Source organism: Gordonia sp. NPDC003424, from assembly GCF_053588655.1.
On sequence record NZ_JBSFQJ010000015.1, the window covers coordinates 137,104 to 154,030 of the forward strand.

General features: G+C 69.4%; 1 protein-coding gene. It reads left to right on the forward strand.

Annotated features, from left to right (window positions below; all coding sequences use genetic code 11):
- Positions 1-6: 6 nt before the first annotated feature.
- A partial coding sequence (locus ACWDTI_RS20225; RefSeq protein ID WP_449739904.1) for an amino acid adenylation domain-containing protein occupies positions 7-16,927 on the forward strand: 16,921 nt, incomplete at its 3' end.

A 16,927-nucleotide genomic window follows, 5' to 3' on the forward strand; every position in this document is an offset into this window, starting at 1 on the left:
TCGGAATTGCTAGGCACTGACTCCTGCGTCGCCTTCTCGAACCTCTGGGGAAACCACCCAACCACCCTCAACCTGATCGCATTCGCCGCGGAGGCGGAGCCGGAGCGTACCGCTCTGATGGGCCCGGCCGGCCCCGTGTCGTTCGCGACGCTGCATGCGCAGGTCTCGGCGACCGCGCAGGTGTTCGCCGCGCAAGGGATGGACACAGAGGTCGCGGTCACGGCAGCGGTGACCGGACTGATCGCCGCCGCGGGGCGGGCGCCAGGCCAGGTCGCCGCGGTCATGCAAGAGACCGTTGCGCAACTTCGGCACAGCGCACTCGAGGTCGTCGGCAGCCACGACCTGGGGTCCCTGCCCGGCATCTTCGCCGCGGTCGTGGCACACAACCTCGACCGGCCCGCGGTCACCGACGACCGCGGGGAGACGTTGAACTATGGCGAACTCGACGAGCGGTCCACCGCCCTGGCCCGGTCGCTGGTCGCGGCCGGCGCCGGCCCGGAGACCCTGATAGGTGTCGCTCTGCCGCGCACCGTCGACCTGATCGTGGCCATCGTCGGCATCCTGAAGTCCGGAGCGGCATACCTGCCGCTGGATCTGTCGCAGCCGGCCGACCGGCTGACGAACATCGTGACCGACGCCGCACCGGTGCTCGTCATCGCCGAGAACGGTCAACTGTCGGGTGTCGACTCCACGGGCATTCCCGTCGTGGATCTCGGTGACCTGCCACCGACCGATCGGGCGATCGAACTGCCACCTGTCCACGACGGCCGTCTGCGCGCCTACATCATCGCCACATCGGGCTCGACCGGTCGGCCGAAGGGCGTGGAGATCACCCACCGCGACGTGGTGGCCCTGATGGCGGCCGCCGCCCGCGATATGGAGCTCCGCTCCGACGACGTGTGGACGATGTTCCACTCGTACGCCTTCGACTTCTCCGTATGGGAATTGTGGGGCGCGCTGCTGACGGGCGGGCGACTGGTGGTCGTCGATCGTGCGACCACTCGCGATCCGGAAGCGTTTCTGAGCCTGCTGGTCCGTGAGCAGGTCACCATGCTCAGTCAGACACCGTCGGCGTTCTACCAGCTCATCGACGCCCGGGCGCGCGGCGGTGTGCCACTCGAGCGGCTGCGCTACCTCGTCCTCGGTGGCGAGGCGCTGAGCTTCGATCAGGTCCGACGCTGGTATGCGAACAATCCCGCCGACACGTCGCGACTGGTCAACATGTACGGCATCACCGAGACGACCGTGCACGTGACCTTCCGGCCACTCGATCCGGCGTCGGTCGGCTCCGACGCCTCGCTGATCGGGCGGCCGTTGTCCTCGCTGCAGATGCACATCCTCGACTCCCGACTGCGGCCGGTCGTCGATGGAGCGATCGGCGAGATCTATGTGGGCGGCGACCAACTCGCCCGTGGCTATCTCCATCAACCGACGCTGACCTCCACCAGGTTTGTCGCGGACCCGTTCGCCACCGGGTCGCGGCTGTATCGCACCGGCGATCTCGCCCGCCGCCTCGGCGACGACATCGAATACCTGGGACGCGGCGACGCGCAGGTTCAGCTGCGCGGATTCCGCATCGAATACGGTGAGGTCGAGGGCGCCCTGTTGTCCGCGGACGGGGTGCTGGCGGCCGCAGCCGTCGTCAAGCACCGGGACGGTTTCGTCGACCAACTGGTCGGGTATGTCGTGGCGAACCCGGGCGAAGGCGATGCGGTCGACCTCGCTGACGTGAAACGCGCGGTCGCCGCACGGGTACCCGACTACATGGTGCCCGATGTCATCCTGCGCGTGCGGCGGCTCCCACTGAACGTCAACGGCAAACTCGACCGTCAGGCCCTCCCGGACCCGGTGAACCCGGAGAGCCGCAAGGTGTGGCGAGACGTATTGGCGCCGCTCTCCGCGCCGACCCTGGTCACCGGGGGACTGCAACTGAGCCGCACGCCAGACGCGGGCACTCGGACGGCGGTGCGGCCACTCGACGCGGCGTTGTGCGCAGATCTGGAAACGGCCGCCGCCGAACGTTCGGTGAGCCCGTCCACGTTCGTGCAGTTGGCATGGGCGGTGCTGGTGTCCCGGCTGACCGCTCAACAGGTCGTCGCGTTCGGTGACACGCGGCCGTCGCGCCAGGATGGCGGCTCGGTCCAGGAGTCCTTGGCGGTGGTGGATTCACCGGAGTCCACGATGCCGGTCATCGTGGATGTGGATCCCAGCGCCACGGTGGCGGACATCCTGACGCAGATCCGCGACACCGCGGCAAAGGTCGACGGGGTCGGGCATCCGGGATCGGAAGAGCTGGCGACACTGACCGGGCTGCCCACTCTGTTCGACACGGCCATCGAGTTCCGCCGATCATCCGACGTCGCGGCCGACCGCGGCGTGCATGCGGTACAGCTGACAGTTGCACTCTCCGGCGCTGTGCCGACCCTCGCCATCGAGGATGCGACAGCCCAGTTCGACGACACCGAACTGTCGACATTCGCGGTCGTGATCGAACGCATCCTGGCCGCAGCGATGGCCGCGCCGTCCACGCGCATCGGCGACATCGAACTGGTCGGCGCCGCCGAGGCGGCGGAGTTGCTGCCGGTGACCGGCGGCGACGGGCACGAACCGCAAAGCCTGGCCACCCTGTTCGGGAACGCCGCTCGCCGGTGGCCCGACCGCGTCGCAGTGGTCGACGACACCGGGGCCCGATTGACGTACGCCGAGCTCGACGAGCGGTCGAATGCGCTGGCGCGCCGGCTGATTGCCGACGGGGTCGCGGCGGAATCTCTGGTCGCGGTGGCGATCGGGCGATCCGTCGAACTCCTGACGGCGATCTGGGCCATCGCGAAGACGGGCGCCGGCTATGTGCCGGTCGACCCCGAGTACGGGGCCGAACGCGGGTCCTTCATGATCACCGACGCAGGCGTGCGTCGCGGACTCACGATGTCCGGCGTCGAGCTGCCTCCCGGTGACGTCGACTGGCTGATGCTCGATGACCCGGCGTTGCTCGACAGCCTCGACGGATACGGCACGGCGGCCATCGCCGGCACCGAACTGCGCACCCCGGTACGTCCGCACAACGTGGCCTACGTCATCTACACGTCGGGCTCCACCGGTCGGCCCAAGGGCGTCGCAGTCACGCACACCGGTCTGGCCAATTTCGCACGTGAGGAATCCGCGTGGCTGGCCGCCGAGGGACAGCCGGTGGTGCTCGGCTTCGCCTCGCCGAGCTTCGATGCGTCGCTGCTGGAGTATCTCCTCGCCACCGTCAACGGCGGCACGCTGGCCTATCGGTCCGCGGCGGCCGTCTGCGGTGAGGCCCTGGAAGACTTCATGCGTCTGCACCGGGTGACCCACACTTTTCTCACGCCCACCGTGCTGTCGACCCTGGATCCGGTCCGGCTTCCCGACCTCGGCACGCTGGCAGCCGGTGGTGAAACGGTGCCGCAGGTTCTCGTCGATGCCTGGGCCGAGCACACCCACATGCACAACGTCTACGGACCCACCGAGACCACCATCGTCGTGACGATCGGGGCGCCGATGACACCCGGTCGCCCGGTGCGGATGGGAGGACCGATCGCGGGAGTCGGGCACCAGATCCTCGACGCCGCCCTACGTCCCGTTCCGGTGGGGGTTCCGGGCGAGCTGTACGTGTCGGGATGTGCTCTGTCCCGCGGCTATCACCGCCGGCCCGGACTGACCGCGCACCGCTTCATCGCCGATCCGCACGGCGGCGTCGGAGCACGGATGTACCGCACCGGAGACATGGTCCGGTGGCGGCGGGATCCGTCGGGCGAGCTCGTCATGGAGTATGTCGGGCGTAGCGACGATCAGGTGAAGCTTCGCGGTCTGCGCATCGAACTCGGCGAGATCGAATCGGTCCTCGCCGCCCATCCGGCCGTGACCTCGTCGGTCGTCGTCGGGGTCGGGGGATCGGTGGCGACCGCACTGGCCGGCTATGTGGTCACCTCGGCGCCCATCGACACCACCGAACTCCGCGATTTCGCGCGTCGCCGATTGCCGTCCTACATGGTGCCGGCGTCGATCACCGTGCTCGACGCGCTGCCGCTGACCCCGGTGGGCAAGCTGGACAAGCGGGCGCTGCCCGCCCCGGTCATCGAAGCCGGCGAGTACGTGGCGCCCGACGGTCCCACCGAGGCGGCGATCGCGAACGTGTTCGGCGAGGTACTCGACGTGCATCACATCGGGGCAACCGAATCGTTCTTCGACCTCGGCGGCAACTCGCTCTCGGCGACCCGGCTCGTGTTGCGGGTGGCCGAGGAACTCGGCGTGGAGCTCTCGGTCCGCGATCTGTTCGAGACCCCGACGGTGCGTGGCCTGGCGGTCACCGCGGCAGGTCGTGGCGCCGCCCGGAAACCCATCGTGGCAGTCACCCCGCGACCCGAACGGGTGCCGCTGTCGTTCGCGCAGCAGCGGATGTGGTTCATCAACCGGTTCGACCCCACCGCGGCGACGTACAACATCCCGGTGGCGCTGCGTCTGACGGGTCACCTCGATCTGGACGCGCTGCGGAGTGCGATGGCCGACGTGGTCGTGCGGCACGAGGTGCTGCGCACGACCTTCCCGTCGGTGGACGGGGTGGCCTGGCAGCAGGTGCATCCGATCGACACGCTCGCCGAGCGACTCGACTGGCGGTCCGTGGACTCGGCGGCGGCCTTCGCAGCCGCGGTGACGGCCGGTTTCGATCTCGCCGTCGAGTGGCCCATCCGTGCGGTGTCGTGGTCCCAGGCACCGGACGAGTGCACGTTCGCGGTGGTCGCCCACCATATCGCCGCCGACGGCGAATCGATGTTGCCGCTGGTGACAGATGTGCTGACCGCCTACAGCGCACGAGTCCGCGGTCGGTCACCCGAGTTCGCCGCGCTTGCGGTGCAGTTCGCCGACTTCGCGATCTGGCAGCACGAGGTGCTCGGTGACCCTGCCGACGCGCAGTCGCCGGTCGGCGTCCAGCTCGCGTACTGGACCGATCGTCTCGCCGGACTGCCGGACGTCCTCGAGCTTCCGTCCGACCGAGCCCGGCCCAAGACCGCCTCCCATGCGGGGTCACAGGTCACGTTCGAGATCCCGGCAGAGATCGCCGACCGGGTCGCCGCGCTGGCGGCCTCCCGCGAGATGACGCCCTTCATGGTGGTCCACGCGGTGTTGTCGGTGCTGTTGGCGCGGCTGTCGGCGAGCGACGACATCGCGATCGGCACGCCGGTCGCCGGCCGGGGACAGAGCATCCTCGAACCGGTCGTCGGCATGTTCGTGAACACCCTGGTGCTGCGCGCACAGGTCGGGCCGGGCGTCGTCTTCGACGACCTTCTCGATGCCGTCCGCACCACCGACCTCGACGCACTGGCTCATGCCGACGTGCCGTTCGAGGCGGTTGTGGACGCGCTCGATCCCGTTCGTTCGGCTGCGTTCGCGCCTCTCGCCCAGGTGGTTTTGTCGTTCGATCCGGCGGCGTCGGCCCTGCGGTCCGAATTGTCCGTCGAGGGGCTGACCGCCGCCCTGCTCGATCCGCCGGTTCTGCCCGCGCAATTCGACATGACCTGGGAGATCGGGTCCGCGTCCGCGGGCGAGGCGTGGACCGCGACGATCATTTTCGCGACCGACCTGTTCGATGCCCCGACCGTGTCGGGCTTCGCCGATCGATTCGTCCGGCTCCTGGATACGTTGACCGCCGACCCGCGGAGCTGCGTCGGTGACGCGCCCGTGCTCACGGCCGACGAACGTGCGCGGCTCACCCGGGTGCAGCCGCCGATCACGGACACGATCCATGCCGGACGCAGTCTCGTCTCGCTGTTCGACGACGCGTCCGCCACCCACGCCGATCGGTCCGCGGTGACGGCGCTGGACGTGACGTTGACGTATGCCGAACTCGACGCACGGTCGAATGCGGTCGCCGCGGGTCTGCGTGCGCGCGGCGTGCTCGTCGGCGACCTCGTCGGTGTCGCCACCGGGCGCTCGGTGGATCTCGTGGTCGCGATCCTCGGTGTCCTCAAGACCGGCGCCGGTTATCTACCGTTGGATCTCGGGAACCCGGTCGAGCGGCTCGCGTTCATCGTCGACGATGCGAAAGCCACCGTGGTGATCTCCGACCACGAGACGTCGTCGCATGCCTTGTGGACGACGCTGGGCGACACCACGGAGCGGGTGGACATCGCGGAACTCGCCGGGGCTGACGGTGTGCAGATGCCACCGGTGTCGGTCCCCGCGGACAGCCGCGCGTACGTGATCTACACCTCCGGGTCGACCGGCCGGCCCAAGGGCGTCGCGGTCACGCACCGGGATGTGGTGACCCTGATGGACGCGGCGGGGGACGACTTCGAATTCCGGGCCGACGACGTGTGGACGATGTTCCACTCCTACGCCTTCGACTTCTCGGTCTGGGAGTTGTGGGGCCCGCTCCTGTCGGGCGGGCGTCTGGTGGTGGTGGATCGCGACGTCGCACGCGACCCGAGCGCATTCCTCGGGCTCCTCGCCGACGAGGGCGTCACCGTGCTGAATCAGACGCCGTCGGCGTTCTACCAGCTCATCGAGGCCCGCCGCCGCACGCCCATCGCGCTGCCGCTGCGTTACGTCGTCTTCGGCGGCGAGCAGCTGAACTTCGGCCAGGTCGCCCGATGGTTCGACGAGTTCGGTGACGACACCGCCGAACTGGTGAACATGTACGGCATCACCGAGACGACCGTGCACGTCAGCTACCGGTCACTCGAACGACCTTCCGCGCGGTCGGCCGACGCGTCCTTCATCGGGCGGGCGTTGTCGTCTCTGACCATTCACGTCCTCGACGCGCGGCTGCACCCTGTTCCCGACGGGGTCGTCGGCGAGATGTACGTTGCGGGCGGGCAGTTGGCGCAGGGCTATCTCGGCCGCCTCGGCCTGACGGCGACCCGATTCGTGGCCGACCCGTGGGGTCCCCCGGGCACTCGCATGTACCGCACCGGCGACCTGGCCCGTCGGGTCGACGGCGACATCGAGTATCTCGGGCGCGGCGACGCCCAGGTCCAGCTACGCGGTTTCCGGATCGAGTACGGCGAGGTGGAGGCCGCACTGCTGCGAGCCGACGATGTCGTCGCCGCCGCCGCACGCGTGGTCGATGTCGGTGGCCGGGGAGAACAGCTGATCGGTTACGTCGTGCCGGCACCCGACGCCGACATCGACGGTGTGCAGGTTCGTGAGGCCGTCGGACGATTCGTGCCCGGATACATGGTGCCCGACCAGGTGCTGTCCGTGGACACATTGCCGCTGACCGCCAACGGCAAGCTGGATCGCGGCCGGCTGCCGCTTCCCGAACTCGGCCCCGATGCCGCGTGTGTCGCACCTGCGTCCGATGACGAGATCGCGGTGGCCGCGGTTTTCGCCGACGTGATCGGCGTCGACCATGTCAGCGTCGTCACGTCGTTCTTCGACCTCGGGGGCAATTCGCTCTCGGCGACCAGGGTCGCGGCACGTACCGCCGACGTTCTCGATGTGGACGTCTCGGTCCGCGACCTGTTCGACACCCCGTCGGTGCGCGAACTCACCGCCGCGCTGTCCAAGCGTGGCCGTACCCGCGCGGCACTGCGCGCGATGGTGCGCCCCGACCGTTTGCCACTGTCGACCGCCCAGGCGCGGATGTGGTTCATCAACCAGTTCGACACCGACTCGGCCGCCTACAACATTCCGATGGCGGTGCGGCTGACCGGCCAGATCGACCTCGACGTTCTCGGTGACGCCCTGCGCGATGTCATCGAGCGCCATGAGGTGCTGCGTACCGTCTATCCGGCGGACGCCGACGGTCCTCACCAGGTGATCCTGGATCCCGTCCGTGCGCGCGAGGCCTTCGACTGGGCGACCGTCGAATCGATCGACGCGCTGCACGCCGCGGTGCGCGCAGGGTTCGACGTGTCCCGCGAACTGCCCATCCGGGGTCGCGTGCAGCGTACTGCGGCCGACACCCTCCACCTGGTGCTGATCGCCCACCACATCGCGTTCGACGGCGCGTCGGTGCGGGTGCTGCTGCGGGACCTGCTCGCCGCCTACCAGCACCGATCGGCCGGCGGCGAAGTGCCGGCGCCGATGCGGGTGCAGTACGGCGACTACACACTGTGGCAGCGCGAGGTGCTGGGCGACGCATCGGAAGCGAACTCGCCGATCGCGGCACAGACCCGTTACTGGCGCACCCGGCTTGCCGATCTGCCCGCGGTGACCGATCTCCCCATGGATCATGCGCGTCCGGCCGTCCTCGACACCGCAGGTGCCGAGGTGTCGATCGCCGTCGACAACGAACTGGTCGAGGGCGTCGAACGCGTGGCGCGCGATCACAACGTCACCGTCTTCATGGTCGGGCATGCGGCGCTCGCCATCACCGTCGCACGACTCGCCGGAACCCGGGACGTGGTGATCGGTTCGCCGATCGTCGGACGAACGGATGCCGCGCTCGACGACCTCGTCGGCATGTTCGTGAACACGCTCGTGCTGCGGACCGCGGTCGACCCGGCCGCCCCCATCGCCGATTTCCTCGCGGACGTGCGAGCGGCCGACCTTGATGCCTTCGCCCATGCCGACGTCGCCTTCGACGATCTGATCGAGGAGCTGGCGCCGGAACGGTCCACGTCGCATCAGCCGCTCGTGCAGATCGCCTTTTCGCACACCTCGGCCGAGGAGGCCGCCAACAACCTCGTACGCCTAGACCTGCCCGGACTGGTCGTCGAAACACTCACGACGCCGGACCCGGTGGCGAAGTTCGACCTGACCGTGGGTCTGACGGATCGGTCGCCGGACTCGCCGATGACCGCGCACTTCCTGTATGCGACCGCACTGTTCGACGAGGTGACGGTGCGCGCGTTCGCCGAACAGTGGCTGCGTGTGGTGCGGGCGCTTGTCGCCACCCCGCAGCTACCGCTCGGCGACATCGAGTTCGCCGCCGCGGACCTCGAGACCGTCGGACAGGTCAGCCGAAACTCCACCGGCGGACGCGAACCGGCGTCCGACGGCGGCGTCACCATTGCCCGCCCGCTGGTCGACGTCCTGGCCGCGCGGACGCTGGAGCCGTCCCATCCCGCTCTCATCTGCGGCGACACGACACTCGACTACGCCGAGTTCACCGCGCGCGCCAACCGTGTGGCGCGCGGCCTGATCGCCCGCGGCGTGCGGCCCGACGACGTGGTGGCGGTCGGCCTGGAGCGGTCGATCGACTCGGTGGTCGCCGTCTTCGGCGTCATCGGTTCGGGTGCGGCCTATCTACCCGTCGACCCGACCTACCCGCAGGATCGCATCGCCTACATGCTGGCGGATTCGCGCGCGCGGCTCGGCATCACCAACGGTGAGACGGCCGGGCGGCTGGGCGACTCGGACTGCGAGTGGCTCGACATCGCGGAGTTGACGGCCGCAGACCTCCCCGACACTCCGGTCACCGCCGGTGACCGTAACGGGCAGGTGGGGCTCGATCACCTCGCCTACCTGGTCTACACGTCCGGTTCGACCGGACGACCGAAGGCGGTCGGGGTCACCAACCGCGGCATGGCCAACTTCGTGGCGCAGTTCCGCGAGATCAGCGGCGACCCCACCGACGCCCCCGACACCCGGGTCCTGCATGTCGCCTCCCCGAGCTTCGACGCATCGGTGCTCGAGATGATGTGGGGGATCGGGCTCGGACACACGCTGGTCATCGCACCGGCGTCCGACTACGCGGGTGACGCACTGGGGCGGATCATCGAGGATCATCGGGTCACCGACACGATGATCACCCCTACCGTGCTGGCCACCGTGGACCCGGCATGCGGAGACGGCGTGCGCAATCTGGCGACCGGCGGCGAGGCGTGCTCGTCGGAGCTGGTCGCGCGCTGGGCCCGCCCCGGACGTCGCATGTTCAACTTCTACGGACCCTCCGAGGCGACGGTGTGGTCGCTGACCGGTCGGCCGGAACCCGGCCGTCCGGTGACGATCGGTGGGCCGGTGCGTGGTTTCGCCGTCCACGTTCTCGACGCCCGCCTGCACAGGGTGCCGCGCGGTGTCGTCGGCGAGCTGTATCTCGCCGCCGAGAACTCGCTGGCGAGAGGGTACCTGCGACGCGCCGGTCTGACCGCCGCCGCGTTCGTCGCCGACCCGTACTCGCCGATCGGCGGTGCCCGCATGTACGCCACCGGCGACCTCGTGCGGATCACCGATCGCGGGGAGATCGAGTTCGCCGGGCGTGCCGACGATCAGGTGAAGATCAACGGCCAGCGCGTCGAACTCGGTGAGATCGAGTCGGTCCTGGCCGACGATCCGTCGGTCGGGATCGCGGTGGTGATGGGTGCCCATGACACGTCCGGGCGCACCCGTCTGGTCGCCTACCTGGTGGCGGCCTCGGGCAAGAACATCGACCCTGCGAGCGTCCTGACCGCCGCCGGGACCCGGCTGGCGCGCCACATGGTGCCCCAGCACGCGGTGGTGATCGGTTCGCTGCCGCTCACCCCGGGCGGAAAGCTCGACCGTCGGGCGCTGCCGGTGCCGTCATTCGACGCCGAGACGGCAGGCTATGCGGCGCCCGAGACGTCTGACGAGGAATCGCTGGCGGCGATCGTCGGCGGACTGCTCGGCCTGCCCCGGGTGAGCGTCACGGAATCGTTCTTCGCCCTCGGTGGCGACTCGATCATGTCGATCCAGCTCGCATCCGCGGCCCGGGCGGCGGGTCTGGAACTGTCGCCGCGCGAGATCTTCGAACACAAGACGGTGCGCGCGCTGGCGCGTGTGGCGGCCGAAGGCGGTCGGCGACTACCGCTGCTGTCCGATCCACCCGAGGGGCCGGCCGTCCTGCCGCCGATCGTGAGCTGGATGACCGGGCAGGCGGCTTCTGGCACGGACTTCGCCGACTTCAACCAGGCACTGGTGCTCAGCGTGCCGGCGGAGATGACCGCCGACGATCTGGGTGATCTTCTCGCGACGGTCGTCGCGGCCCATCCGATGCTGTCGGCGAGGCTGACCGGCGCCGCAGGCGCATGGGAACTGCAGGTGGGAGCCGAGTTCGATCGCATGGGAGCGGTCACCGAACTGCACACCGATGCGCAGAGCGGCACGCCGGAGTTCGACGACGCGGTGCTCGCGGCGCACCGGGTGGCCGCCCGCCGCCTGGACCCGGCGGCCGGCCGACTCGTCCAAGCGGTGCTGCTCGACGGTGCCGATACGCGACAGTTGGTGTTGACCATCCATCACCTCGCGGTCGACGCGGTGTCTTGGCCGATTCTCGTCGAGGACCTGGTGACCGCCTGGGTGCAGAAGACCAGCGGGCAACCGGTCCAGGTGCGGCCCGAGGTCACGTCTGCCCAGGCCTGGACCGTTGCACTGGAAGGCCGGATCGACGAACGATCGTCCGAGTCCGCGTTCTGGCTGGCGCGGTCGCCACAGCGGCCGACGCCGTTGGCGCGTGACACCGATGGTGAGCGCTACCGCCACCGCGCGATGAGCGTGGTCACTCACCGGATCGGCTCGACGCAGACCCAGGCACTGCTCACCGACGTTCCCGAGGCGTTCGGCGGACACGTCAACGATGGTCTGCTGGGCACGCTCGCCCGCGCGGTCCGCTCGTGGCAAGAGGCGCGGGGGATCGTCGACGATCGTGCTGTCTCGGTACTTCTCGAGAGCCACGGTCGGCAGGAAGAGGCCCTCGCGTCCGGCGAGGACCCGCGCCGCGCCGACCTGTCCCGCACGGTCGGCTGGTTCACCAGCGTGGCCCCGATGCTCCTCGAACCCGGACCGGATTCCGTGCACGCGGTGAAAGCGGCCAAAGAGGAACGCCGTGCCCAGCCGGACGGTGGCATCGGGTACGGGCTGTTGCGCATGCGTGCCGACACCGAGATCTCGAGTCGGCCGATGCCGTCCATCGCTTTCAACTACCTCGGCGGCCGAGGTGCGGCCGAGGGACCGGCGTCTGACAACGCCGGACCGGGGCTCCTGCCGGTGCCCGGCGCGCCCACGTTGCCCGCGATCGTCGACGGTGATCTGCCGGCGATGACGCCGCTGACCATCAACGCGAGTGTCGCCGCCGGACCCGACGGTCCCGCGCTCACCGCAGAGTTCCGTTACCCTCCCGAGTTGCTGTCCGAGGCTGAGGTCGACGATCTCGCCCACCGGTGGTCCGATGAGCTGACCGCGTTGGTCTCCGTGGTCGGGTCGGCCGGCGACGTCGGCCTCTCTCCGTCGGATGTCCCGGGGGTCGACGTCGGTCAAGACGATCTCGACGCACTGGCCGACCGGTACCCCGGTGCCGATGTCTGGCCGCTGGCACCGCTGCAGCGTGGTCTCTACTTCCAGGCGGAACTCGGTGGCGACGAGGTCGTCGACGTCTACGTCACGCAGGCCGTGCTGCGGCTGGCCACCGGCGTGGATCTCGATCGGCTGCGGGCAGCGGTCGACGGGCTCGTCGCGCACCATCGGGTGCTGCGCTCGGCGTTCGTGCGAACCGCCGGAGGGTCGGTGGTCACGGTCGTGCCGCAGACCGTCGCGGTGCCATGGGAGCTGATCGATCTCGGCGGTCTCGGACCCGACGAGGTCCGGGCTCGGCTCGAGCGCATCTGCCGCGAGCAGAAGACCCAACCGTTCGACCTCACCCGCCCGCCGCTGATGCGGGTGGTCGCCGCGGTGCACGACGACGGGGTTGCTGTCGTCGTCACAACGCACCACATCCTGTTCGACGGCTGGTCGGCGCCGCTGGTCCTCGCCGACCTGCTCGCCGTGTACGCCACCGGAGCGACCTATACCGGCCGGCTGAATCCGTCGGGCCGCGACTTCAAGGATTTCGTGCAGGGCCTGCCCCGCGACGACGTCGCGGGTCTCGAAGCCTGGGCGCGTGCCCTCTCCGCGGTCGAAGGACCCACGCTGGTGGCGCCGGGCGCGCAACCGTCGCCCGACGCCATGCCCACCGAACACGTGGTGGAACTCGACCGGTCGCTGGTGGCCGCGCTCGAGGCGGTCGCGACACGCAACGGCGCGACCGTGGCCACCGCGCTGCAGTTGATGTGGGCGGTGTTCCTGTCCCGACTGACCGGCATCCGTACGGTCTCGTTCGGTGAGACGGTGTCCGGGCGTCCCGCCGACCTCGACGGTGTCGAGTCGATGGTGGGACTGTTCATCAACACCCTGCCGGTGATCGTCGACGTCGATCCGTCGGCGTCGGTCGACGACCTGCTGGCGGCGCTGCAGCACGACAAGGTCGGGCTCCTCGACCACCAGCACCTGGGTATGCCCGAGATCCTCGGCTACGCGGGTCGTCATGAACTCTTCGACACCCTGACCATCCACGAGTCCTATCCGGTGAACTCCGCTTCGGTGTCGAGCGCCGCCGACGGCCTGAGCGACGCGCTCGACATCGTCGGACTCGAGCTGACCGACGCCACCCACTACCCGTTGAACCTGTTCACGGGCCCGAAGGACGGCGCGATCGAGCTGAAGCTCAAGTACCTGCCGTCGGCCTTCTCCGATGAACAGATCCGCGTGTTCGGGGATGTCATCGTCGAGATCGCACGATCGATGTGCCTGCGGCCGGAGATGCCGGTCGGTGACCTCGAGCTGGTGTCGTCGACCGCCGCGGCGGCGATGGCGGCGGCCGAAGCGGGCGTGGTCCGTGTCCTTCCTCCCGTCCTGTCGGTGTCCGAGGCGGTCCACGCCCAGATCGCGGCCACACCGCACGCCCTCGCGCTGATCGCGGGCGACCGAGAGGTGACCTATGCCGAGTTCGGTGCCAGGGTCAACGCCCTGGCACGCGAGCTGATCGGACTCGGGGTGGGACCCGACGTCGCCGTGGCGGTGTGTCTGCCACGGTCGGTGGAGATGCTCGTGGCCATCCACGCGGTGATCACCGCCGGCGGTCAATACGTGCCGATCGACACCGGCGCCCCGGGGGAGCGGGCACAGTACATGCTCGACACCGCGCAGGCGCGGCTGCTGCTCGTCGGCGACCCGTCCACGGTGACCGACATCGTGTTCGCCGCGGCGTCGACCGGCGTCCGCGTCCTGCGCGTGGACGCCTCGGCCGACGTCGACATCGCGACCCCTCGCGTGACCGACGCCGAGCGGCTCGGTCAGATCCGCCCCGATTCGGCGATCTACACGATCTTCACGTCGGGCTCGACCGGACGGCCCAAGGGGGTCACCCTGCCGCAGGAGGCGGTGCTCAACCGCCTGTGGTGGGGGCTCGAGGAGCTGCCCATCGATGCCACCGACCGGGTGATGCTCAAGACCCCCTACACCTTCGACTGTTCGGTACCGGAGCTCTTCGCGCCGCTGATGGTGGGCGCGACCACCGTCGTGCTCGCCGACGGCGCGCACACCGATCCGCGTCAGGTCATCGACGAACTCACCCGCACCGGCGTCACGATGGTCCACTTCGTGCCGTCGATGCTGTCGGTGTTCCTGGAAATCGCCGGCGAGGCGCGGGTGCGGGAGCTCGAAGCCCTGCGGATCGTCTCGACGACCGGTGAGGCGCTGCCCCCGGCGGTTGCCGCCGACCTGCGACGCTGGTTGCCCCACGTGCTGTTCTACAACCTCTACGGTCCCACCGAGGCGGCCGTCGAGATCACCTTCGAGAACATCGGGTCCGTCGACGAGCGCGACCCGTCGGTGCCGATCGGTGTCCCGGTGTGGAACTCGACGGCGGTGGTCCTCGACGCCCGACTCCATCGGGTGCCCGCCGGGGTGCCCGGCGAACTCTATGTCGGTGGCGTGCAACTGGCCCGCGGCTACGCGGCGCGGCCGGACCTCACCGCCGAGCGCTTCATCGCCGACCCGCTCGGCGCGCCCGGTGCCCGGCTCTACCGGACCGGCGACCTCGTCCGGCGTTTGCCGACCGGTCACCTCGAGTATCTGGGCCGCACCGATTTCCAGGTGAAGCTCCGCGGTCAGCGCATCGAACTCGGCGAGATCGAGTCGGTGCTCGCGTCCGCACCGGGCGTGGTCCACGCCGCGGCGACGGTGGTCACCGCACCCGGCGGCGGCGAACATCTCGTCGGGTATGTCGCCGGTGTGTCCGGCGAGAACCTGGATCTCGACGCCGTCAAGCGGGTGATCGCGTCGTCCCTGCCCACCTACATGGTTCCGTCGGTCTGGATGGTGCTCGACGACATCGCGTTGAACACCGCCGGAAAACTCGACCGCCGCGCCCTTCCCGCGCCCGAGTTCGGTCATCTCGGGGCCGACCACGTCGACCCGGAGACCGACACCGAACGCGAACTGGCGGCGATCTTCGCCGACGTGCTCGGCGTCGAGCGGGTGTCGGTCGTCGATTCGTTCTTCGATGCGGGCGGCAACTCGCTGTCGGCGATGCGGGTGGTTGCCCGCGTCAGCCAGGCGTTCGGTGTCGACGTCTCGGTGCGGGACCTGTTCGGTGCGCCGTCGGTCCGTGAACTGCTCACCGTCCTCGCGGAGGCCGAGCGCTCCGGCCGCAGCGCCATCACCGCTGTCACGCCGCGTCCGGACCGAATCCCGTTGTCCTTCGCGCAGCTGCGTATGTGGTACATCAATCAGCTGGACACCACCTCCCCGGCCTACAACCTGCCGTTGGTGCTCCGGTTGTCCGGAGACCTCGACGTCGACGCACTGCATGCGGCGATCATCGACGTCATCGCGCGCCACGAGATCCTGCGCACGACTTTCCCGACCGACGACGGCGTGCCTCGTCAGGTCGTCGCGTCCGTCACGGCCGTGGCGGCCCGACTCGACTGGGCCATCGTCGACTCGATGGCCGATGTCGAACGCGCCGTCTCGCTGGGATTCGACGTCACCCGGCAACTGCCGCTCCGCGTCCGGGTCTGGGAAGCGGTGCCGCGGGAGTTCGTGCTCGCGATCGTGATCCACCACATCGCCTCCGACGGTGAGTCCACCGGTCCGCTGGTCGCCGACCTGGTCACCGCCTACACCGCACGGCGTGACTCGATCGATCCCGAATTCTCCCCGTTGGCAATACAATTCGCCGACTACGCGCTGTGGCAGCACCGAGTGCTCGGGGCCCCGGACGATCCGGACTCGATCGTCGGCGGGCAGCTCGGGCATTGGCGCGATCGACTCGCCGGTCTCCCGGAGCTTCTCGATCTGCCCACCGATCGCCCGCGGCCCGCAGTTGCCAGTGGCCGTGGCGCACAGGTGAATTTCGCCGTCTCGGCGGCCACCGGAGCGCGGATCGACGAACTGGCGGCGACCACCGCCACGACCCCTTTCATGATCGTGCACGCCGCGCTCGCGGCGCTGCTGGCGCGGTCCTCGGGCGCCACCGACATCGCCGTCGGTACGCCGGTCGCCGGTCGCGGGCAATCGGTGCTCGACCCACTGGTGGGCATGTTCGTGAACACCTTGATCCTGCGGACCACGGTCGACGGTGGCGAACGGTTCACCGATCTGCTGGACCGCGCCAAGGTCGTCGACCTCGATGCCTTTGACAACGCCGATGTCCCGTTCGAGACAGTGGTGGAGGCCGTCGGCGCGGTGCGCTCCAAGGCGTTCGCGCCGCTGAGCCAGGTGTGGCTGACGTTCGGGCAGTCGTTGCTGCCCGAGTTGGCCGCGTCCGGAATCGCCGGGGACGCAGGTGAATTGAGCATCGCGCCGATCGAGTCGCCCGAGGTGCCCGCCAAGGTCGACCTGGTGTTCGCGGTCGGTCGGGACCCGGAAGGCCCGTGGGAGTTGTCGGTCATCTACGCGACCGACCTGTTCGACGAGGCGACCGCCTTGTCGTTCGCGCAGCGCCTCGGTGCGATTCTCGACGCCGTGGTGAGCGAGCCCGGGGTGATCGTCGGCGACATCGCCCTGGGCGATGCGCCACTACCCGCACCCGTGGTGGCTCCGGAGTCGGTGGCCGAACGTGCGGCCGCGGTGATCCCGGAGTCCGACGCACTCGTCTCGGGTGGGGTTGGTGTGGTGCCGGTGGTGTTGGGTGATGTGTTGGGTGGGGCGGTGTCGCGGTGGGGTTCGCGGCCGGCGGTGGTGGATG